The 20128-nt window shown below is 70.8% G+C and carries 19 protein-coding genes; 2 read left to right on the forward strand and 17 right to left on the reverse strand.

Going from position 1 to position 20128, the window contains the following annotated elements; all coding sequences use genetic code 11:
- Positions 1–43: 43 nt before the first annotated feature.
- From AC08OQ_RS00475 to hemW, 13 genes are all read right to left on the reverse strand, one after another.
- Entirely contained in the window at positions 44–3097 is a 3054-nt protein-coding gene (locus tag AC08OQ_RS00475) for a glycine--tRNA ligase (protein WP_476598578.1), read from the reverse strand.
- 279 nt (positions 3098–3376) lie between these two features.
- Complete coding sequence (locus AC08OQ_RS00480; protein ID WP_476598580.1) at positions 3377–3820, reverse strand: antibiotic biosynthesis monooxygenase; 444 nt, start codon at positions 3818–3820, stop codon at positions 3377–3379.
- A gap of 41 nt (positions 3821–3861) precedes the next feature.
- The gene (locus AC08OQ_RS00485; RefSeq protein ID WP_476598582.1) at positions 3862–4659 is read right to left on the reverse strand and encodes an isoprenyl transferase; all 798 of its coding nucleotides are present in this window, start codon (positions 4657–4659) and stop codon (positions 3862–3864) included.
- A gap of 287 nt (positions 4660–4946) precedes the next feature.
- Entirely contained in the window at positions 4947–5678 is a 732-nt protein-coding gene (gene recO, locus AC08OQ_RS00490; RefSeq protein WP_462187699.1) for a DNA repair protein RecO, read from the reverse strand.
- A gap of 194 nt (positions 5679–5872) precedes the next feature.
- Positions 5873–6796, reverse strand: a complete 924-nt coding sequence (era, locus tag AC08OQ_RS00495) for a GTPase Era (protein ID WP_476598584.1) — start codon at positions 6794–6796, stop codon at positions 5873–5875.
- Between the two features lies 1 nt (position 6797).
- Positions 6798–7223: a cytidine deaminase gene (locus tag AC08OQ_RS00500; protein ID WP_476598586.1), complete on the reverse strand. Its 426-nt coding sequence runs from the start codon at positions 7221–7223 to the stop codon at positions 6798–6800.
- The gene (locus AC08OQ_RS00505; protein ID WP_462202793.1) at positions 7220–8584 is read right to left on the reverse strand and encodes a hemolysin family protein; all 1365 of its coding nucleotides are present in this window, start codon (positions 8582–8584) and stop codon (positions 7220–7222) included. The genes AC08OQ_RS00500 and AC08OQ_RS00505 overlap by 4 nt, the downstream gene beginning before the upstream one ends.
- A 20-nt stretch (positions 8585–8604) precedes the next feature.
- Entirely contained in the window at positions 8605–9201 is a 597-nt protein-coding gene (gene ybeY / locus AC08OQ_RS00510) for an rRNA maturation RNase YbeY (protein ID WP_476594917.1), read from the reverse strand.
- Positions 9202–9229: 28 nt separating this feature from the next.
- Positions 9230–10267: a PhoH family protein gene (locus AC08OQ_RS00515; protein ID WP_462188098.1), complete on the reverse strand. Its 1038-nt coding sequence runs from the start codon at positions 10265–10267 to the stop codon at positions 9230–9232.
- Between the two features lie 151 nt (positions 10268–10418).
- A complete protein-coding gene (locus AC08OQ_RS00520; protein WP_462188097.1) occupies positions 10419–11129 on the reverse strand; it encodes a 16S rRNA (uracil(1498)-N(3))-methyltransferase in 711 nt (236 codons plus the stop codon).
- A 123-nt stretch (positions 11130–11252) separates the two neighbouring features.
- Positions 11253–12395, reverse strand: coding sequence for a molecular chaperone DnaJ (gene dnaJ / locus AC08OQ_RS00525; protein ID WP_476598588.1), 1143 nt, complete (start codon positions 12393–12395; stop codon positions 11253–11255).
- Positions 12395–13414, reverse strand: a complete 1020-nt coding sequence (gene hrcA, locus AC08OQ_RS00530; protein WP_476598590.1) for a heat-inducible transcriptional repressor HrcA — start codon at positions 13412–13414, stop codon at positions 12395–12397. Before hrcA ends, dnaJ begins: the two co-directional genes overlap by 1 nt.
- A gap of 271 nt (positions 13415–13685) precedes the next feature.
- Positions 13686–14921 carry a radical SAM family heme chaperone HemW gene (hemW, locus tag AC08OQ_RS00535; protein ID WP_462188093.1) on the reverse strand — a complete coding sequence of 412 codons (1236 nt, stop codon included), beginning with the start codon at positions 14919–14921 and terminating at the stop codon, positions 13686–13688.
- 225 nt (positions 14922–15146) lie between these two features.
- On the opposite strand from hemW, the gene AC08OQ_RS00540 reads away from it, so the two are divergent.
- Positions 15147–15311 carry a hypothetical protein gene (locus AC08OQ_RS00540; protein ID WP_462188092.1) on the forward strand — a complete coding sequence of 55 codons (165 nt, stop codon included), beginning with the start codon at positions 15147–15149 and terminating at the stop codon, positions 15309–15311.
- A gap of 60 nt (positions 15312–15371) precedes the next feature.
- Here the strand turns inward: AC08OQ_RS00540 and lepA are convergent, their stop codons facing one another.
- Positions 15372–17216, reverse strand: a complete 1845-nt coding sequence (gene lepA / locus AC08OQ_RS00545) for a translation elongation factor 4 (protein WP_462188091.1) — start codon at positions 17214–17216, stop codon at positions 15372–15374.
- Positions 17217–17491: 275 nt separating this feature from the next.
- Between lepA and rpsT the strand changes: the two genes are divergently transcribed.
- The gene (rpsT, locus tag AC08OQ_RS00550; RefSeq protein WP_476598592.1) at positions 17492–17761 is read left to right on the forward strand and encodes a 30S ribosomal protein S20; all 270 of its coding nucleotides are present in this window, start codon (positions 17492–17494) and stop codon (positions 17759–17761) included.
- Positions 17762–17840: 79 nt separating this feature from the next.
- On the opposite strand, the gene AC08OQ_RS00555 is transcribed toward rpsT, so the two are convergent.
- From AC08OQ_RS00555 to AC08OQ_RS00565, 3 genes are all read right to left on the reverse strand, one after another.
- Positions 17841–18176 (reverse strand): hypothetical protein, encoded by a 336-nt coding sequence (locus AC08OQ_RS00555; protein WP_476604097.1) that lies wholly within the window; start codon positions 18174–18176, stop codon positions 17841–17843.
- A complete protein-coding gene (holA, locus tag AC08OQ_RS00560; protein WP_476604096.1) occupies positions 18173–19177 on the reverse strand; it encodes a DNA polymerase III subunit delta in 1005 nt (334 codons plus the stop codon). The genes AC08OQ_RS00555 and holA overlap by 4 nt, the downstream gene beginning before the upstream one ends.
- Before the next feature lies 1 nt (position 19178).
- On the reverse strand, positions 19179–20128 hold a 950-nt coding region (locus AC08OQ_RS00565), incomplete at its 5' end, for a ComEC/Rec2 family competence protein (RefSeq protein WP_476611860.1).

Below are 20128 nucleotides of genomic sequence, written 5' to 3' on the forward strand. Positions count from 1 at the left end.
CGCTAACCCGTGGTAACGGTATGCGCAGCCAGAATGCCCATGATCAGTAACCGGAAGCGGGCAGCGAGCCGAGAGCCTCCCAGTCGAGAGCTCCGGCCGTCAGGTCCCGGATCCAGGCCAGCAGACCGAGCCGCGCCGCCCGCACCGCCGGGTCGTCGGCCATCACCATCACCGCGTCGAAGAACGCGTCGACGGCGGCCGGCAGGTCTCCGGCTGCGGCGACCAGCTCATCGAGGGAGATCACTCCGGCCGGCGTCTCCGCGGTGACAGCCGAATCGGCGCCGGAGGGCGCGAGCCGCTGGGCGAGGGCTGTCACGACCTCCAGCAGGTCGATCTCGGCGGGTTCGGTGAGGCGCTGCGCGTCGAGCACCGCCGGGGTCCCGGCCGGCACGATCCGGCGGACCCGCTGCAACGCGGCGGCCAGGGCGGCGAAGCCGGCGGCGGGTGCGGACTCCCCCTGGACGAGCTGCCGCAGTGTCACCAAGGTGGCGGCCGCGCGGGCCGGCGTGCCGGTGAGCGGCCCGACTGCGCCGACCAAGCGGTGGTCCACCCCGGCGTCGAGTAGTTGCTGGACGTAGCGGCCACGGACGAACGCCCCGGCGGCCTCGAGCGCCTCGGCGGGCACCGGCACCGGGGTAAGCCGGGCAGCACGGGCCAGCGCGCCGGTGACGGTGAGGCCGGCGAGCTCGGGCCGGCTGCCCAGGATCGCGGCGACCCCGAGCGCGGCCCGGCGCAACCCGAACGGATCCGAACTCCCCGTGGGAGCCGCGTCGAGCGCGAACAGCCCGACAAGCAGATCGAGCCGGTCGGCGAGGGCCAGCAGGCCACCGGGGGCGGTAGCGGGCAGCTGATCACCGGCCCGGCGAGGCAGCTCCATCTCAAAGAGGGCGACGGCGACCGCCTCGGGCTCACCGGCCCGGCGGGCATACTCCCGCGCCATCGTGCCGGCGAGGCTCGACAGCTCGATGACCATCTGGGTGGCCAGATCGAACTTGGCGAGCGCGGCCGCCCGGTCCAGGGTGGCCCGGTCGTCCTCACCGAGGCCGATCTCCTCGGCGAGGTCACGCGCCAGCGCCGCGATGCGGTCGGCCCGGTCCGCGACGGAGCCGAGCCGCTGCTCGAACGTCAGCTTCGCGAGCTCCGCCCGGAACGTCTCGGGCGGCACCGTGACGTCGGCGTCGTAGAAGAACGCGGCGTCGGTGAACCGGGCCCGGATGACCTCCTCGTTGCCGGCGCGGACCAGCGCCTGGTCGACCTCGCCATCGGCGACGGCGACGAACGACGGCAGCAGCCGCCCGGCGGCGTCACGCACCGGCAGGTATCGCTGGTGCTTGCGCATGACGGTGGTGAGGATCTCCGCCGGCAGGTCCAGAAAGCGTTCCTCGAAGGACCCGAGGATCGGGCGCGGGAACTCGACGAGGTTCGCCACCTCGGTGAGCACGTCCGCCTCGGCGACGAGGTCGATGTGACCGCCGGAGTCCGCGGTGAGCTTGGCCGCCTCCTCGACGACGAGCTCGCGGCGAACTACCGGGTCGAGCAGGACCGAGCGGGCGGCGAGCAGTTCGGGGTAGCCGGACGCGCTCGGCACGTCGAGCGGCGGGGAGCCGGCCCGCCGGTGGCCGCGGGTGGTCCGACCGGCCGCGAGCGTCGACACCGCCACCGGCACCACGGCCTCGCCGAGCAGGGCGAGCAGCCAGCGCACCGGCCGGCTGAACGACAGGGCCGGATCGTTCCAACGCATATTGCGCTCCGCGCGCAGCCCCGCCACCAGCTCACCGAGCACCCCGGCCAGCACCCGGGCGGCGTCCCGGCCAGCCTCGGTGCGCACGAGCGCGACATGCTCGACACCGCGGTGGGTGACGACCTGGAGGCCGGCGGGATCCGCGCCCTGACCACGCGCGAACCCGACGGCGGCCTTCGTCGGCGCGCCGGCGGCGTCGTAGGCGGCCGAAACGCGCGGGCCGCGGACGACCCGCTCGACGTCCGGCTCCCGGGGCGCCACCTCGTCAACAATCGCCACGATGCGCCGGGGAGTGCCCAGCACCCGGACCGCACCGTGCGTGAGGCGGGTGGCCGCTAGCCGCTCGACGAGGCCGGCGCGCACCGCCTCGATGGTCCGGGTCACCTCGGCCGCCGGGAGCTCCTCCGTCCCGATCTCGAACAGCAGGGTGGCCGGCGCCTCGATCTGGGTGGTCACCGCGGCGGGCACCGCGGCCGGTGGCGGGGAGGCCACCCCGAGGGGATGGCCAAGCTCCTCGCGGCGGTCCCGCCACAGCGCCGCGACCTCCCGCGACAGTCCGCGCATCTGCGCGAAGGAGGTGGCCCGCTCGGTGGTGGAGACCGCGCCCCGGGAATCGAGGATGTTGAAGGCGTGCGAGCACTTCAGCACGTAGGAGTGCGCGGGGACGGGCAGCCGGGCGTCGATGAGCCGGCGGGCCTCGGCGGCATAGTCGGCGTAGAGCCGGCGCACGGTGTCGATGTCGGCGTCGTCGAGGTAGTACCGGGACATCTCGTACTCGGCCTGGCCGAACACCTCGCCGTAGGAGATGCCGGGGGCGTAAGCAATCTCGCTGAAGTGGCGGACGCCCTGCAGGGCCATGAGGATGCGTTCCACGCCATAGGTGATCTCGACGCTGACGGTGTCGAGCGTCTGGCCACCGGCCTGCTGGAAGTAGGTGAACTGGGTGATCTCCAGGCCGTCGAGCCAGATCTCCCAGCCCAGGCCCCAGGCACCGAGCGCGGGCGAGGCCCAGTTGTCCTCGACGAACCGGACGTCGTGGGCGGCGGTGTCGATGCCGAGCGCCGCGAGACTGCCCAGGTAGAGCTCCTGGGAGTTGCCCGGGTCCGGTTTGAGGATGACCTGGAACTGGGTGTGGGTCTGCAGCCGGTTCGGGTTGTGGCCGTAGCGGGAGTCGTCGGGACGGACCGAGGGTTCGGCGTACGCGACCCGCCACGGCTCCGGTCCGAGCACCCGCAGCACTGTGGCTGGGTTGAGCGTACCAGCGCCGACCTCGGTGTTGAACGGCTGCACGATCATGCAGCCGCGGTCGGTCCAGTAACGGGTCAGCGCCAGCAGCGCGTCCTGCATGGTCAACATCGAGCGAGCCTCGGCATTTCGCTGTCGCGGTCACGAGTGGGGCGGACACCCCGGTTCCGGGGACGGGACACCGGCCCGCCGGCGACCGGTGTCCGGAGAGAGCGGTCAGGCGGTCAGGGAGGGGACTGTCCAAGGGACATCGACACTCCGAATCCATGATTCACAGATCCATGATCCATGATCCATAGATCTGCACATCATAGATCCACAACCCATAGATCGTAGATTCCATGATGCTGAGTCGAGGCTACCGGTACCCACCGGCAATCCCGCGGCTGGTCACGGCCGGCCGGTGCCCGGCGCACCGGCGGAGCGCGGCAGCTCGCCGGGGGCCGCGGTGCCGGCGTCCGGCGCACGGTCGGACCGATGGGTCCGCGCCGAGCCACCCGGCCCGTCCACCGACACCAGCACCTCGAAGGTGCCGGGCCCGTCGACCGCGAAGACGAGCAGCGGCGTCAGCGCGTACCGCACCTCGAAGGCGGACAACGCGCGACGCCACGCACCCGGCCCGTCCCACTCGGTGGTCATCAGCCACGAGCCGGGTTCGTCGAGCGCCTGGGCGATCCGCCCACCACGGAATCCCGGGGCCCGGGCGAGCGCGTCGAGCGCCGGGCGTGCCGCCGCGGCGAACCCCGCCCCGCCCGGGCTGGCGTCCCCGGGCACGGCGAAGGCGATCTGGGCAACGACCGGAGCACCGGCCGTCGGCGCCGCCCAGTCGGGCACGGTGGAAGCGTCTGGTCCAGTCGGAACGTCGGGCCCGGGCATCAGACGTGGTGGGCGACGGTTCCGCCGTAGCGCCGGTCCCGTCGGGCGAAGTCCTCACAGGCGGACCACAGATCGCGCCGGTCGAAGTCCGGCCAGAGCGTCTCGACGAACGAGAACTCGGCATAGGCGGCCTGCCAGAGCAGGAAGTTGCTGAGCCGCTGTTCCCCGGAAGTCCGAATGACGAGGTCCAGATCGGGCATATCGGGCTCGTCCAGGTAGCGGCCGATGGTCGCCTCATCGATCCGATCGACGCGCAGCCGGCCCTCCCGCACGTCCCGGGCGATCGCCGCCGCGGCATCGGCGATCTCGGCCCGGCCGCCGTAGTTCACGCACATCACCAGGGTGAGCCGGTCGTTGTCACGGGTACGTTCCTCGGACGACTCCAGTCGCCTGATCACGTTCCCCCACAGCCGGGGACGACGACCCGCCCAGCGAACCCGCACACCGAGCGCGTGCATGTCCTCGATGCGCCGGCCGAACACCCCGTCGGTGAAGCGCATCAGGAACGCCACCTCGTCCGGTGACCGTTTCCAGTTCTCCGTGGAGAAGGCGAACACCGACAACCATCGGACCCCGAGCTCGATCGCGCCCTCGACGCAGTCGAACAGGGCGTCCTCGCCGGCCTCGTGCCCCTTTGTCCGCGCCAGCGCGCGCCTCTTCGCCCACCGTCCGTTGCCGTCCATGACGATGCCCACATGCCGCGGGACGAGACGCGACGGCAGAACCGGAGGCCGCGCGCCGGAGGGATGGGGATGCGGATCGCGGAACCGCATCTCCACATCATTACGCAGCGCCACCGCCTACCTCCCCGTACCCGTCCGGGGCGGCTTCAAGCCGCAATCCGTCCTGCCGATCCCTGCCATCACCACATCGTCCCCCCGTCGGCGCCGGGTCGCGCCGGACGCACCCACCACCGCTTTCCGCCTCACCATGTCCGTCCTCGTCCTTCCGCCACGGCCCGCTCGCCGCCGTCCCGCTCCCATGGTCCCGTTCCCCGGCGGTCGCACCCAGGCCGCCTAGCCCGCCTCCCCGGGACGACCGTCCCAGCGCACGCGCGAGACCTCCACCACGGCGCCCGGCCGCGTCACGCCCTCTCCAGATGAGGCAGCGCGCGAAGCCCGCGTTCGAGATGCCACTGGAGATAGGCGGCGACGATGCCACCGGCCTCCCGCCGGGCGCGGGCGTCACTGACCAGTGCACCGTCCCAGTCACCGCACAACAGATCCGCGAGCAGCCGCACCGCACCCGCGGACACCGACGCCGCACCGTGCGGGCGACATTGCGGGCACACTACGCCGCCGCCCGACACGGACAACGACAGGTGCAGCCCAGGCCCACCGCAGCGCGCGCAGTCGTCTAGGGCCATCCCATACCCGGACACCGCGAGCGCCCGCAGCAGGAACGCGTCGAGGACGAGCGCGGGTGGGCGCTCCCCGCCGGCGAGCGTACGCAGACCACCGACGAGCAGGAGGAACAGCCGCAGGGCGGGCTGGCGTTCCTCGCTGGTCAACCGCTCGGCGGTCTCGAGCATCACCGCGGCCGCGGTGTACCTCGGGTAGTCGACGGCGATCGTGGCGCCGTAGGGAGAGATGATGTCCGCCTGGGTGACCGTGTCCAGCGCCCGGCCGGAATGCAGCAGCAGATCGACGTACGTGCCCGGCTCCAGCCGCGACCCGAACCGCGAGGACGTCTTGCGGACACCCTTGGCGACGGCCCGCACCCGACCGGTCCGACGGGTGAGCACGGTAATGATGCGGTCGGCCTCGGCGAGGGGGGCCGTGCGCAGGACGACACCTTCGTCGCGATACACCGGCACCCGCCCATGGTTGCACGGCCCCGAGTTCATGCGGTGAAGCGAGGTCGCCCGGCAGATGGCCGGTACCAGCCGGGATGTTCTCCTGAGGAGCCCGCCGGGCATCCCGTTCCCATAGCCGGGGGTAGGTACGGCAGTACATGGCGGCATGGACGCGGCATGGACGGTGCCCCGGTGGGGCCCGGCGGCGAGCCGGCTCAGAACCCCAGGCGACGCAGCTGACGCGGATCGCGCTGCCAGTCCTTGGCGACCTTGACATGTAGATCGAGGAAGACCGGGGTGCCGAGGAGCGCCTCGATCTGGGTACGGGCGCGGGAACCGACCTCCTTGAGGCGGGATCCACTGGTCCCGATGACAATCGCCTTCTGGCTGGGCCGCTCGACGAAGACGTTCACCCGGACGTCGAGGAGAGGACGCTGCGCCGGCCTGCCCTCCCGGGGGACCATCTCCTCCACCACGACGGCGAGCGAGTGCGGCAACTCGTCGCGGACCCCCTCCAACGCGGCCTCACGGACGAGTTCGGCGACCATCACCTGTTCCGGTTCGTCGGTCAGCTCCCCACCGGGATACAGCGCAGGCCCGGCGGGCAGCCGGGCGACGAGCACGTCGGCGAGCACGTCGACCTGGTAGGAGCGCACCGCGCTGACTGGAACGATGTCACTGAACTCGCCGAGCCCGGCGATCTCGAGCAGGCGGGCGCCGATCCGATCGGGATCGGCGACCCGGTCTGTCTTGGTGAGGATGGCGACCACCGGGGTGCGCTTGGGCAGCCGGGACAGCTCCTCGGCGATGAAGCGGTCCCCCCGGCCGACCGGCTCGTCCGCGGGCATGCAGAAACCGACGACGTCAACCTCGGACAGCGTGGCCCGCACCACGTCATTGAGCCGCTGCCCGAGCAGCGTGCGCGGCCGGTGCAACCCCGGGGTGTCGACCAGGACGAGCTGGGCGTCGTCGCGGTGGACGATGCCGCGGATGGCGTGCCGAGTGGTCTGTGGTCGCCCGCTGGTGATGGCGACCTTCGTCCCTACCAGCGCGTTCGTCAGCGTCGACTTGCCGGCGTTGGGCCGTCCGACGAGGCAGGCGAAGCCGGCCCGGAACGGCACCGAGGTCGTTGTCGACACGCTAGGTGGTCACCCTGGTCCGGGCGACGCCGTCCGGGCCGGCGAGGAACACCGGGATCCCGGCGCCGAACTCGGCCAACGTCGCCAGGTCGGCGCGGTCGAGCTCGTCCTTCTGCGTGACCACCGCGGCAGCTTCGAACCGGCGGGCGCCACTGGACACCGCGGCGGCCACCGCCGCGCGCAGCGCCGAGATCGCTAGCTCGGCCCGGCCCAGGCCGAGAGTCGCCGCCGCGTAGGTGCGACCGTCGGTGTCACGCAGCGCCGCCCCCTCCGCAGGGTCGCCCGAGGGGGCGTAGGCACGCTGCCGCGCCGCCCTGGCCAGCACCACGAGCTTCGCGTCCTCGGCGGCGAGGTCGAGAGCCGGGGCGCCGTCGGCCGAGTTGCCATCGGCAGGCACGGTCCCCGACCGGGTCACGTCGGCGGTCACGAATTCACCTTTCGGTCCGACGACGAGCTGCGCACGGGTTCGCCGCCGTCGTCGGATCGGGGAGGCGGCGAGCCGTCGTCGCCGTTCGACGGATGCGGCAACCGCTGGACGACCACGGTGCCGATCTGGTTACGCCGGCCGGCGGCCCGTTCCGCCGACAGCCGCAACCCACCGACCGTGACCGTCGCACCCGGGATGGGCACCCGTCCCAGGGCCGTGGCCAGCAGGCCACCGACGGTGAGGGTGTCGTCCGCGCCGGGCAGGTCGTCCACATCGAAGTGGAACAGCTTCGCCAGATCGTCGATGTCGAGCCGGGCGGTTACCCGCGCGGTGTCAGCGTCGATCCACTCCACCGGCGGAACCTCGTTGTCGTACTCGTCGGTGATCTCACCGACGATCTCCTCGAGGATGTCCTCGATGGTGACGAGTCCGGCCGTTCCACCGTACTCGTCGATGACGATCGCCATGTGGGTACGCGACGCCTGCATCTCGCGGAGCAGGTCGTCCGCGGGCTTACTCTCGGGCACAAGCGCGGGCGAACGCATGATCTCAGCGATCGCACCGTCCTCGCCCCCCTCGCGTTCCCGGCGGACCATGTCCTTGAGGAAGGCGATCCCCACCACGTCGTCGACGCTCTCCCCGATGACGGGGATCCGCGAGAAGCCGCTGCGCAGGGCCAGCGCGAGGGCCTGCCGGACGGTCTTCGTCGACTCGATGAAGAGCATGTCCGGACGCGGCACCATCACCTCGCGCACCAGGGTGTCCCCGAGCTCGAACACCGACGCGATCATGTCGCGTTCCTCGCGCTCGATGACCTCGTTCTCCTCGGCGAGGTCGACGAGATCGCGCAGCTCGGCCTCGGAGGCGAAGGGACCATCCCGGAAACCAGGGCCGGGGGTGACCGCGTTGCCGAACGCGATCAGCAGCCGGGGCAACGGCCCGAAGATCCGCGCCAACCGGACCGTGAGACCGGCGCTGGCCAACGCCACCGCGGGGGCGTGCTGGCGGCCCAGAGTACGGGACATCACCCCGACGAGGATGTAGGCGACCAGGGTCGAGGCCAGCGTCCCGAGGCCGATCGCGGCGAACCCGGCCCCGTAGGCGTGCACGAACAGCACCGTGATACAGGCCGCGGCGAGCATCTCCGCGACGATGCGCAGGAGCAGCAGCAGCGCGAGGTAGCGGCCCGGATCGGCCACGACGGTCGCCAGGTTCCGGGCACCGGCCCGGCCCTGGCGGGAGAAGCCCTCGACCGTCACCCGGGAGACCCGGGTCAGGGCCGCGTCGATGCCGCCGAGACCCGCCGCGGCAAGCGAGCCCATCACGGCGATGAAGACGAGAAAAAGATCACCGGAACTCATGCGGACCCCCTTGTGCCGGGTCAGCGTGCGGGCGCGGCAGGGGGCTCTCCGGCGCCACCGCCACGGCCCTGGTCACTGCGGCGGCTCTGGTCACTACGGCGGCCCTCGCCGCCGCCCGCGGCATCGCGGGCGGCGTCCGCGTCGCCGGGGGCCCGCACCGCGCCGTCCCACGACGCGAGCAGCTGGCTCTGTACCTTCCACATCTCGCGTTCCTCGTCCGGCTCGGCGTGGTCGTAGCCGAGCAGGTGCAGGATGCCGTGGGTGCACAGCAGGGACAGCTCGCGATCGAAGGAGTGACCGGCCTGCTCCGCCTGCCGCCGCGCGACGTCCGGGCACAGCACGACGTCGCCGAGCAGGGTGGTCGGATCGTCGTCGACCGACTCCGACCACGAGGCGTCGAAGGCGTCGTCCTGTGGGAAGGACAGGACGTCGGTCGGGCCCTCCTCGCCCATGTACCGGACGTGCAGATCGGTCATAGCCTTCGGCTCCACCAGCATCACCGAGAGCTCGGCGAGCGGGTTCACCTTCATGGCGTCGAGCACGAACCGGGCGAGCGCGGCCAGCCTCACCTCGTCGACGTCACTCGCGCCCGACTCGTTGGCAACGAATACGGCCATCAGCGGTCCTCTCCGACCGCGGCGACGGTCACCGTCGGTCCCGACGGGCAGACCGGGCCGGAGCGGGTGGCGGCGCGCTGGCCGCGTCCCAGCGGGCGTAAGCGTCGACGATCTCGCTCACGAGCCGGTGCCGAACCACATCGGAGCTGGTCAGGGATGCAAAATGGACGTCGTCGAGGCCGTCGAGGATCTCCCGGACCACCCGCAGCCCGCTGCGGGTGCCGCTGGGGAGGTCGACCTGGGTCACGTCCCCAGTAACAACGATCTTCGCGCCGAAGCCGAGCCGGGTGAGGAACATCTTCATCTGTTCCGGCGAGGTGTTCTGGGCTTCGTCGAGGATGATGAAGGCGTCGTTCAGCGTCCGGCCGCGCATGTAGGCCAGTGGGGCCACCTCGATCGTGCCGCTCTGCATCAGCCGCGGGATCGAGTCCGGATCGATCATGTCATGCAGCGCGTCGTAGAGCGGCCGCAGGTAAGGATCGATCTTCTCGTACAGGGTCCCCGGCAGGAACCCGAGGCGTTCCCCCGCCTCGACCGCGGGGCGGGTCAGAATGATCCGGTTCACCTTCTTGGCCTGCAACGCCTGAACGGCCTTCGCCATGGCGAGGTAGGTCTTGCCGGTGCCGGCCGGCCCGATCCCGAAAACGATGGTGTGCTGGTCGATCGCGTCGACGTACCGCTTCTGGTTCAGCGTCTTCGGCCGGATCGTCCGGCCCCGGCTGGAGAGGATGTTGAGGGTGAGAACCTCGGCCGGCCGCTCCTCGGCGCCGCTGCGCAGCATCGCCAGCGAATGGTCGACATGCTGCGGGCTGAGCTCCGTCCCGGCGTCGAGCAGCGCGATGAGCTCGGCGAACAACCTGGCAGCGAGCTCGTTCTCAGCCGGAGCGCCGGTGATGGTGATCTCGTTGCCACGCACATGGATATCCGAGGAGAAAGCCTTCTCGACGGTACGGAGCAGCTGATCCTGGTGACCGAGCAGACTCACCATGCTGTGCGGACCGGGTACGACAATGCGCGTCTGGACCCTGGTGTCGGGCGCGACGGGTGGCGTAACGGATTCGGGCATAAAGAGCGGCCAGCGAGGCCGGGGCACCTCTCAGGATTGATGATCGCGGTAGGCGGCGCGGCGCGGACAGCCGACACCGGGACAGAACCCCTCCAGCCGGAGGGGCCGCCCAGCGAGGCGGACCACGGGCGCTACCTGGCCAGTCTATCCATCACCGCGCCGGGCCGTCCCAACGACCGAGGTCCGCGAACACGACCGCCGCGGCCACGACGCCGGCGGTGGATGTGCGCAGCACCGTCAAACCGAGCCGCGACACAATCGCTCCGGCCTCACCCAGCGTGGCCAGTTCCGGCTCGGACACCCCTCCCTCGGGGCCCACGACGAGCACCAGCTCCGCCGCCGAGGCGGTCGGGCCCACCCGCTCCGGCACCTCAACCGAGCGGACCAGTCCAACCGAGCGGGCCAGTCCGACCAACGGGATGGTCGCCTCCTCGTGCAGGACGACGGCAAGCGCCGCCGCCCGCACCCGCTCGACAACCTCCTTCAGGCCGGCCAGCTCGCCCACCACTGGCCAGTGCAGTCGGTGGGACTGCTTCGACGCCTCCTCCGCGGCTCTGACCCAGCGTTCCCGGGCCCGCACGCCACGGACATCCTCCCAACGGGCCACGGACCGGGCCGCCGACCACGGCACGATCTCGTCGACACCGACCTCGGTCAGCATCTCCACCGCCCGCTCGCCCCGATCCCCCTTGGCAAGGGCCTGCACGACAACCAGCCGGGGGCTCGGGGCCCCGGCGGCGGCCCGGCGCCGGACGGCGCAGTCGATCTCATCCCGCCGGACGGCGACGACCTCGCACTCCACCGCATGGCCAAGACCGTCGGTCACGTCGACCGGTTCCCCCGGCCGCAGCCGGCGCACCATGGCCGCATGGCGACCCTCCGGACCAGCGAGGGTGAACGAGTCCGCGATCGGCAGCGGCGACAGCCGGAACAGGGCGCTGGTCAGGATGCATCCTCTCCGCAGCGGTCACGGCCGACGACCGGGCTAACGGCCACGGCGCGTGCCCCGCCGCCGGAACAGCCCCGCCGCGCCGCCGTCGGAGGATCCGCCCACGACGGCCGGCGCCTCCTCGTCGCGCAGCTTCGCCAACTCCCGCAGCAACCGCTCCTGCTCGCCGTCCAGCTTCGTCGGAGTCTCGACGTTGATGTGGATGTGCAGATGACCGCGCCCGGCGGCCCGCAGATGCGGAACCCCGCGCCCGGCGAGCTTGATGACCTCACCGGGCTGGGTGCCGGGCTTCACGGCGATGGTCTCGGTGCCGTCGAGGGTCTCCAGCGTGGCGGAGGTGCCGAGCGCCGCCGAGGTCATCGGCAGCGGCAGCTCACAGTGCAGATCGTCGCCCTCCCGGGTGAAGACCGGGTGCTGCTTCTCGGAGACCTCGACGTAAAGGTCACCGGGCGGCCCGCCGCCGGGCCCGACCTCGCCCTCGCCCGACAGCCGGATGCGCATGCCGTCCTCGACCCCGGAGGGGATCTTCACGGTGAGCGTCCGGCGCTTGCGTACCCGGCCGTCGCCGCCGCAGTCCCGGCAGGGATGCTCGATCACGGTGCCGGTACCCGAACACCGCGGACAAGGCCGGGAGGTCACCATCTGGCCGAGGAAGGAACGGGTGACCTGCTGGACCTCGCCCCGCCCGCCGCAGGTACCGCAGGTCGACGGGTGCGTGCCGGGAGCCGCACCGGCGCCGGTACACGTCGAGCACACCGCCGCCGTGTCCACGGTGATCTCGCGCGTGGCGCCGAACGCGGTCTCGGACAGGTCGAGCTCGATACGCAGCAGCGCGTCGTTGCCGCGCCGGACCCGGGACCGGGGCCCACGGCTCGACCCGCCGCCGAAGAAGGCGTCCATGATGTCACCAAGGCCGCCGAAACCGGCGCCGAACGGCGAACCACCACCGCCGCCGCCGCCGGACGCGAGCGGATCGCCGCCCAGGTCGACGATCTGGCGCTTCTCCGGATCGGAGAGCACCTCGTACGCGGCCGTGACGCCCCGGAATCGCTGCTGCGCATCCGGATCTGGATTGACGTCCGGATGCAGCTCACGGGCCAGTTTGCGGTAGGCCCGCTTGATCTCGTCGTTCGACGCTTCCCGGCGTACGCCCAGAACGGCGTAATAATCCACTGCCATCAGTCGGCACCCAAGAGTTCACCCACATATTTGGCGACGGCCCGGACGGCCGCCATCGTCCCCGGATAGTCCATGCGCATCGGGCCGACCACCCCCATCCCACCCAGCGCGAAGGGACCACGACCGTATCCCGTGGCCACCACCGCGGTGGACCGGAGGGCGTCCACATCCGTTTCGCGACCGATCCGTACGGTTACAGTACCGGTCTCCCGCGCCGAGCCGATGAGCTTCATCAGCACGACCTGTTCTTCCAATGCCTCAAGTATCGACCGCAACGAGTCGGCGAAGTCGACCGGGGACCGCGTGAGATTCGCCGTCCCGGCCATCGCGATGCGCTCCTCCTGCCGCTCGACCAGCGACTCCAGCACGGCGCCGGCCATCGTGGTCAGGTAAGGGCGCAGCTCGGAGCGGGTGCTGTCGGGCAGGGCCGCGACGATGTCGGGGGCGTCGACCAAGCGCCGGCCGGCCAGCGCGCAGTTGAGCGCGGAACGCAGCTCGCCGGCGACCTCGTCGTCGATGGGTACGAGGCTGTCGACGATACGCTGCTCGACCCGCCCGGTGTCGGTGATGAGGACCATCAGCAGGCGGTACGGGCCGAGCGTGACAACCTCGATGTGCCGGATGCTGCTACTCGACAGGGAGGGGTACTGCACGACGGCCACCTGCCGGGTGAGCTGGGCGAGCAGCCGCACGGAGCGGCGCACCACGTCGTCCAGGTCGACGGCGCCCTCCAGGAAGCTCTGGATCGCCCGACGTTCAGCCCGGGACAGCGGCTTCACCCCGGACAACCGGTCCACGAACAACCGGTAGCCCTTGTCCGTCGGTATCCGTCCTGCGCTGGTATGGGGCTGTGTGATGTACCCCTCTTCCTCCAGGGCGGACATGTCGTTACGGACAGTAGCTGATGACACACCGAGGTTGTGCCGCTCCGCCAGCGCCTTGGAACCCACCGGCTCGTTGCTCAGCACAAAGTCCTCAACAATCGCCCGAAAGACTTCGAGCCGCCGATCCTCCAGCACGCGGTCGCACCCCCTTCACCAGGCGGGACGTGGCCGGGCCACGGTATGTACAGCGGCGGGCACCCAGCTTGGCACTCGGCCGCAGTGAGTGCCAAGTGTAGCCGCCTGCTCAGGTCGAAGCACAGAACATGAGCCGCCCCACGAATTACCGGTGAGGGCCCGGCGACGTCCTCATAACGAAACGAACACGCCGGTACCCAGGTTCCAGTCCCGCCCGATCGGGCCACTGGACGGCCGCCAGTCGGGCAGCGGCACCAGTCGGGCAGCGGCATCAGCCGGGCAGCAGGGCTCGCACGACCGTGTCGGTGAGCAGACGACCGCGACGGGTGAGACGCACCCGGCCGAACTCCAGGGCACCGGGTTCCACCAGGCCGGACTTCGCGAGCCCGGCGGCGGCCTCCCGGCCGGCCCCGTCCAGCTCACCGACGGCCAGTCCCTCGGCCAACCGGACGCCCAGCATGACCCGCTCGACCCTGCGGGCCTGCGCGTCGAGCTCCTCCCGGGCGGCCGCGGGACTGCGCCCGGCCCCCAGCCGGGCCGCGTACTCCGCCGGATGACGCACGTTCCACCATCGCACCCCGCCGACGTGGCTGTGCGCGCCCGGACCGATCCCCCACCAGTGATCTCCGCGCCAGTACCCCAGATTGTGCCGGCACCGGGTACCGGCCCCCCGCGACCAGTTGCTGACCTCGTAGCTGGTCAGGCCGGCCGCGCACAGAGCGTCATCGGCCTGCAGGTAGCGGTCGGCAAGCAGGTCGTCGTCGGGTTCGAGCAGCTCGCCCCGGCGGACCCGGCGGGACAGTTTCGTGCCCTCCTCAACCGTCAGCGCGTAGGCACTGACGTGGTCCGGGCCGAGCTGGATCGCCGCGTCCAGGCTCGCCGCCCAGTCCGCCTCCGACTCGCCCGGAGCCCCGTAGATGAGGTCCAGGCTGACCTGGTCAAAGCCGGCCTTGCGGGCCCAGCGCATCACCTCGGGCACGCGGCCGGGGGTGTGCCGCCGGTCCAGGGCGGCGAGGACGTGCGGACGGCTACTCTGCATGCCAAAGGAGATCCGGGTGTAACCGGCGGCGCGCAGCTGCTCCAGTTGCGCCGGATCCACCGACTCCGGATTCGCCTCGGTAGTGATCTCCGCGTCGGGCGCCAACCCGAACCCGTCGTCCAGGATCCGCAACAGCCGCCCGAGATCGTCAGCGGTCAACAGGGTCGGCGTGCCGCCACCGACGAAGACCGTGGAGATCACGAGCTCCTGCTCACCAAGCACGGTACGCGCGAGCCGGACCTCGCCAGTCGCGATGTCGACGAACGTCGTGAGGCCCACCGACGACACCAGTGCGCCGCCCAGGTCGGCCGCCGTGTAGGTGTTGAAGTCGCAGTAGCCGCAGCGCGCCGCACAGTAGGGCACATGCACGTAGACCCCGAACGGTCGCCGGGTCACCTCGGCCAGCGCGGCAGCCGGGAGGGCACCGTCGTCCGGCGGAGGCGAGCCGTCGGGAGGCTTTTGTGGCATGCCCCCAGTGTGCCCCCAACGTGTGCTCTCGCGGCAACGCTACGTTTGTCAACCGCGTCGGCGGGCCAAGGATGGCCACACGAGGACCACCTGGAGATAAGGCCGGAATACCCGCTTCAGCGAAGCTGGCCGAGTGTAATGACATTTTGTCATCGTTGGGCACAGAAGGGAAAATATGAGTGGTTCACCGTGGACCGATCGACGTCGGTGCGAAAAGATCCGGTCATGGACGACGACGCCAGGGCCGTTCTCGACGAGATCTTCGAACTGCTCCCACCCCGAACCACCGTGTACCGTTCCAGCGCCGCCGCCCCCGTCGCGGGCCTGTCGTTCTCCGAACCGGCCACCGAACCGATCCGTCTCCCGGCCACCCCCCTGCCGACCGGCTGAGCGGCCGACCCACCGAACAGGCAGATGGCGCCACGGTCCCGCGTCGGCCCCGCACCGGACTCACTTCACCGCCGGCTTGCCGGTGTCCGTGGACAGCGCCGCGATGAAGGCCTCCTGTGGCACCTCGACCCGACCGATCGTTTTCATCCGCTTCTTGCCCTCCTTCTGCTTCTCGAGCAGCTTGCGCTTGCGGGTGATGTCGCCGCCGTAGCACTTGCCGAGCACGTCCTTGCGGATGGCGCGGATGTTCTCCCGCGCGATGATCCGGCTGCCGATCGCCGCCTGGATCGGCACCTCGAACTGCTGACGCGGAATCAGCTCGCGCAGCTTGGTCGTCATGGACACGCCGTAAGCGTAGGCCTTCTCACGGTGCACGATCGCCGAGAAAGCATCGACGGTCTCCCCCTGCAACAGGATGTCGACCTTCACCAGATCGGCCAGCTGCTCCCCCGCCGGCTCGTAGTCGAGGCTGGCATAGCCCCGGGTCCTGGACTTCAGGGCGTCGAAGAAGTCGAAGATGATCTCACCGAGGGGCAACGTGTACTTGAGTTCCACCCGGTCGGTCGACAGATAGTCCATCCCCTTCAGGACGCCGCGCCGGCCCTGGCACAGTTCCATCACCGCCCCGACGAAGTCGGTCGGCAGCAGCAGCATCGCCTCGACGACGGGCTCGTACACCTCGGCGATCTTCCCACCCGGCCAGTCACTGGGATTGGTCACTGTGACCTCGGAAAGGTCCTCCATGACCACCCGGTAGACGACGTTCGGGGCCGTGGAGATGAGGGTGAGGTTGAACTCGCGCTCCAGCCGCTCCCGGACGATCTCCAGATGCAGCAGGCCCAGGAAGCCGCACCGGAATCCGAACCCCAGTGCCGCGGAGGTTTCCGGTTCGTAGGTCAGGGCGGCGTCGTTGAGCTGAAGCTTGTCGAGAGCCTCGCGCAGCGCGGGATACTCGCTGCCGTCGATCGGATACAGCCCGGAGTACACCATCGGCAACGGATCCCGATAGCCACCGAGCATCTCCGTCGCCGGCCGCCGGGTAGTGGTGATGGTGTCGCCGACCCGGGCCTGCCGGACGTCCTTGACCCCAGGGATGACGTAGCCGACCTCGCCGACCGACAGCGACCCGGTCGGATGGGGGTCCGGCGAGATGACACCTACCTCGAGGGTCTCGTGGCTCGCGCCGGTCGACATCATCAGACACCGGTCGCGGGTGGTCAGCGTGCCATCGACCACCCGTACATAGGTGATGACGCCGCGGTAGATGTCGTAGACGCTGTCGAAGATCATCGCACGAGCCGGACCGTCCGGATCGCCGACCGGGGCGGGCACCCGGCGCACGATCTCGTTGAGCAGCTCCGGCACCCCCTGACCGGTCTTGCCGGACACGCGGAGCACCTCGCCCGGTTCGCAGCCGATAATCGTCGCGATCTCCTCAGCGTACTTCTCCGGCTGGGCCGCCGGAAGATCGATCTTGTTGAGTACCGGAACGATGGTCAGGTCGTTCTCAATCGCCAGGTACAGGTTCGCCAGAGTCTGCGCTTCGATGCCCTGGGCCGCGTCGACCAGCAGCACCGCGCCCTCGCAGGCCGCGAGCGAACGGCTCACCTCGTAACTGAAGTCAACGTGGCCCGGCGTGTCGATGAGATGCAGGATGTAGTCCCGACCATCGTCGGCCCGCCATGGCAGGCGCACGTTCTGGGCCTTGATGGTGATCCCGCGCTCACGCTCGATGTCCATGCGGTCGAGGTACTGCGCGCGCATGTTGCGCGCCTCCACGACACCGGTCACACCAAGCATCCGATCGGCAAGGGTCGACTTGCCGTGGTCGATGTGGGCGATGATGCAGAAGTTGCGGATCATCGCCGGGTCGGCGCCGGGCGCCAGGTGCGGGGCTGTGGACACGCGGAGAGTTCTCGTTTCGCTTGCGGTGATCACGGTGGAGCCGCCCGTGCCGAGATCTGGGTCGACCACCTTCATCGTGCCAGGAGCCGCGCGCGCCGGTGCGCCGGTGCGCCGGCGCGCGGGGGTTTGATAATCTGAGTGCCGTCCGTGATGGGCCGCATCGTCGTCGTGACGGGCCGTATCGTCGTCCGGTCATGATCTGCTCGCCGTTCCGTGCGGCGCGTACTATAACGTGTCCGCACCACCCCGACTCGACAAATCAGAGGTTCTCCCGCGTGGCCAACATCAAGTCGCAGATCAAGCGCAACCTCACCAACGAGAAGCGGCGGCTGCGCAACAAGGCTGTGAAGTCGGAACTCAAGACGCACGTGCGTCGCTTCCGCGACGCCGTGGAGGCCGGTAACGTCGAGCGCGCCGACGAGACGCTGCGGATCGCGTCCCGCAAGCTGGACAAGGCCGTCAGCAAGGGTGTCATTCACGCCAACCAGGCCGCCAACAAGAAGTCGGCGCTGGCTCGCGCGCATGCCGACTTGGCCGCCAGCTGAGTCGTCTTCCTCCAGCCGGGGCGCCGCAGGCGTCCCGGCCTTTCCGCGTGTCCACCCGCCGGTCAGGCCTCTCGTCCGGTCAGAGCCCCCTGCACGGCGTGGAACGGGCTCCGGGCTGCAGTGGGGCCGGTTCCGCCGAGACGTCGTCCGGCCGGATCAGCCGCTCAAGCACCTCGTGATAGGCAACCATCGCGCCGACGGTCAGCGGGAGGACACCGACCACCCAGGCGCTCGCAAGATCACCGAGTGCAATCACCACCGTGACCAGCCCAGTCACGATCATGAGCAGTCCCCGCATCCAGCCCGCAGGTAGCACCCGCAGGCCGAACCAGCCGCCCGGCGGCGGGGCGTCAGGGTCGACGGCCGGCTGGGGAGCCACGACGAGGCCGGCACCGGCTCCCGGACCGTCGGTCATCCCCGGCTCCCGGCCGCCCGGGCCCGCCCACCCGACCTGGCCACGGCGACCTCGCGCAACAGTTTCTCCAAGGCGTAACCGGCGTCGACCGCAGTGCCCTTGACGCCAGCGTCGGCCTCGGCGGCCGCCCGCAGGGCCTGGCCGAGACCCCGGTCCGACCAGGCCCGGGCGGAGCGCTGCGCCTTCTCGACCTTCCAGTCCGGCATGCCCAGGGCTCGGGCGAGATCCCACTTCGAGCCAGGACCCGCGGACGCCACCCGGGCGAGGTCACGCAGACCACCGGCGACGGCACTGGAGACCAGTACGGCCGCGGTACCCCCCTCCAGGGACTGACGCAGCAGCGTCAACGCCTGCGGCAGGTCGCCGCCGATGATCGCGTCCGCGACGACGAACCCGCTGGCCTCGGCCCGGCCCCGGTGGAAACGGGCCACCGCGGCCTCGTCGAGCAGCCCGTCGGTGTCGGCCACGAGCTGATCGCAAACGGCGGCGAGCTCACGCAGATCACCGCCGACCGCGTCGAGCAGGGCGCGCACCGCGCCCTCGCTGACCCGGCCGCCGAGACGCCGCACTTCGGCGACGACGAAATCGTGACGCTCCCGCGGCTTGGTGATCTTCACTGCCGGCACGACCCGCGCGCCCGCGGCCTTCATCGCGTCCGCGAGTTTGCGGTTCTTCACCGCTCCGCTGTGGACGACGACGAGCACGACGTCGTCGAGCGGACGACCGATGTACTCCAGCAACGCGTCACGCAGATCCTCGGCGAGGTCCTGCGTGCCACGGACGACCATCACCCGGCCACCTCCGAACATCGAGGTGGCGCCGAGGTCGATCAGATCGGCCTCGCTGAGCTCACCGGCCGCCCGGTCGACGACCTCGACGTCGGGATCACGGGCCCGAGCCGCGTCGAGAACCCCGCGCACGGCTCGACCGACGAGTAGATCCTCGCCGCCGGTGACGAGGACGAGCGGCGGCAGTGCAGAGGAGGACACGCAGGTGAGCATGTCACGATCCGCCCCCAGGCCGGCGGAGCACCACCGAGACGCGGACCCGCGCCCCCGACCCGGAGGCGGCTCCCGCCGGCGACCCGGACTCGGCGGACCCGGCGGGTGCCGCCGCGGCGACCACCGCCACCGCGCCGTCGCGGTCGGTCCGGGCGACGGCCATGCCGGACCGGCGCAGCGTCCGCAGGGTGGACCGCGCGGGATGACCATAGCTGTTCCCGGTGCCGACACTGATCAGGGCAAATCGGGCCCCGGTCGCCGCGAGGAAGGTGACGTCCTGATCCGCGGCGCCGTGATGGGGCACCTTGAGCACGTCGGCTCGTAGCGCCGTCCGATCCCCCGGCCGGCCGGTCAACATCCGCTGGGCCGGCGGCTCCACATCCCCGGTGAGCAGGATGGTCACCTCCCCCACCCGTGCGGAGAGCACCAGGCTCGCGTTGTTGGGATCGCTCTCGGTGCCGTGCAACACGGTGCGCGGAGCCAGGACGGTCCAGGAGACCGCCCCCACCCGTGCCCGGGAGTCGATGACGGCCGTCCGCAGCGGCACACCGGCCCGCCGGGTCCACTGTTGGACCCGATGCCACTGGAGAACGGGTTCCCCCAGCGGGCTGCTGAGTACCTCCCCCACCGGAAGCCGGCCGAGCACGGCCGGCAGCCCCTCGACGTGATCGGCGTGGAAGTGACTGAGAATGACCACCGGTATCCGTCGCACGCCGAGGTCAGAGAGGCAGCGGGTCAGCAGGGCCGGATCGGGGCCGGCATCGACCAGCACCGCGGTGCCCGGTCCCGCCGACAGCACGAGGGCGTCGCCCTGACCGACGTCGCAGGCGACCAGGCGCCAGCCGGGCGGCGGCCACGGCGCCAGCCGCCCGGCAACGGCGCATCGCGCCAGGAGCAGGCCGACCAGGGCCGCGGCGACCAGTCGCCGCGGCACCCGGATCTGTCGCTGAT

The organism is Frankia sp. CcCS3, assembly GCF_977927575.1.

Coding starts and splice junctions, on each gene's coding strand:
- AC08OQ_RS00475 (WP_476598578.1), bottom strand. CDS start 3,097: ATGTTGACCATGCAGGACGCGCTGCTGGCGCTGACCCGTTACTGGACC.
- AC08OQ_RS00505 (WP_462202793.1), bottom strand. CDS start 8,584: ATGAGTTCCGGTGATCTTTTTCTCGTCTTCATCGCCGTGATGGGCTCG.
- ybeY (WP_476594917.1), bottom strand. CDS start 9,201: ATGGCCGTATTCGTTGCCAACGAGTCGGGCGCGAGTGACGTCGACGAG.
- AC08OQ_RS00515 (WP_462188098.1), bottom strand. CDS start 10,267: ATGCCCGAATCCGTTACGCCACCCGTCGCGCCCGACACCAGGGTCCAG.
- AC08OQ_RS00520 (WP_462188097.1), bottom strand. CDS start 11,129: ATGGTGCGCCGGCTGCGGCCGGGGGAACCGGTCGACGTGACCGACGGT.
- dnaJ (WP_476598588.1), bottom strand. CDS start 12,395: ATGGCAGTGGATTATTACGCCGTTCTGGGCGTACGCCGGGAAGCGTCG.
- hemW (WP_462188093.1), bottom strand. CDS start 14,921: ATGCCACAAAAGCCTCCCGACGGCTCGCCTCCGCCGGACGACGGTGCC.
- AC08OQ_RS00540 (WP_462188092.1), top strand. CDS start 15,147: ATGGACGACGACGCCAGGGCCGTTCTCGACGAGATCTTCGAACTGCTC.
- AC08OQ_RS00555 (WP_476604097.1), bottom strand. CDS start 18,176: ATGACCGACGGTCCGGGAGCCGGTGCCGGCCTCGTCGTGGCTCCCCAG.
- holA (WP_476604096.1), bottom strand. CDS start 19,177: ATGCTCACCTGCGTGTCCTCCTCTGCACTGCCGCCGCTCGTCCTCGTC.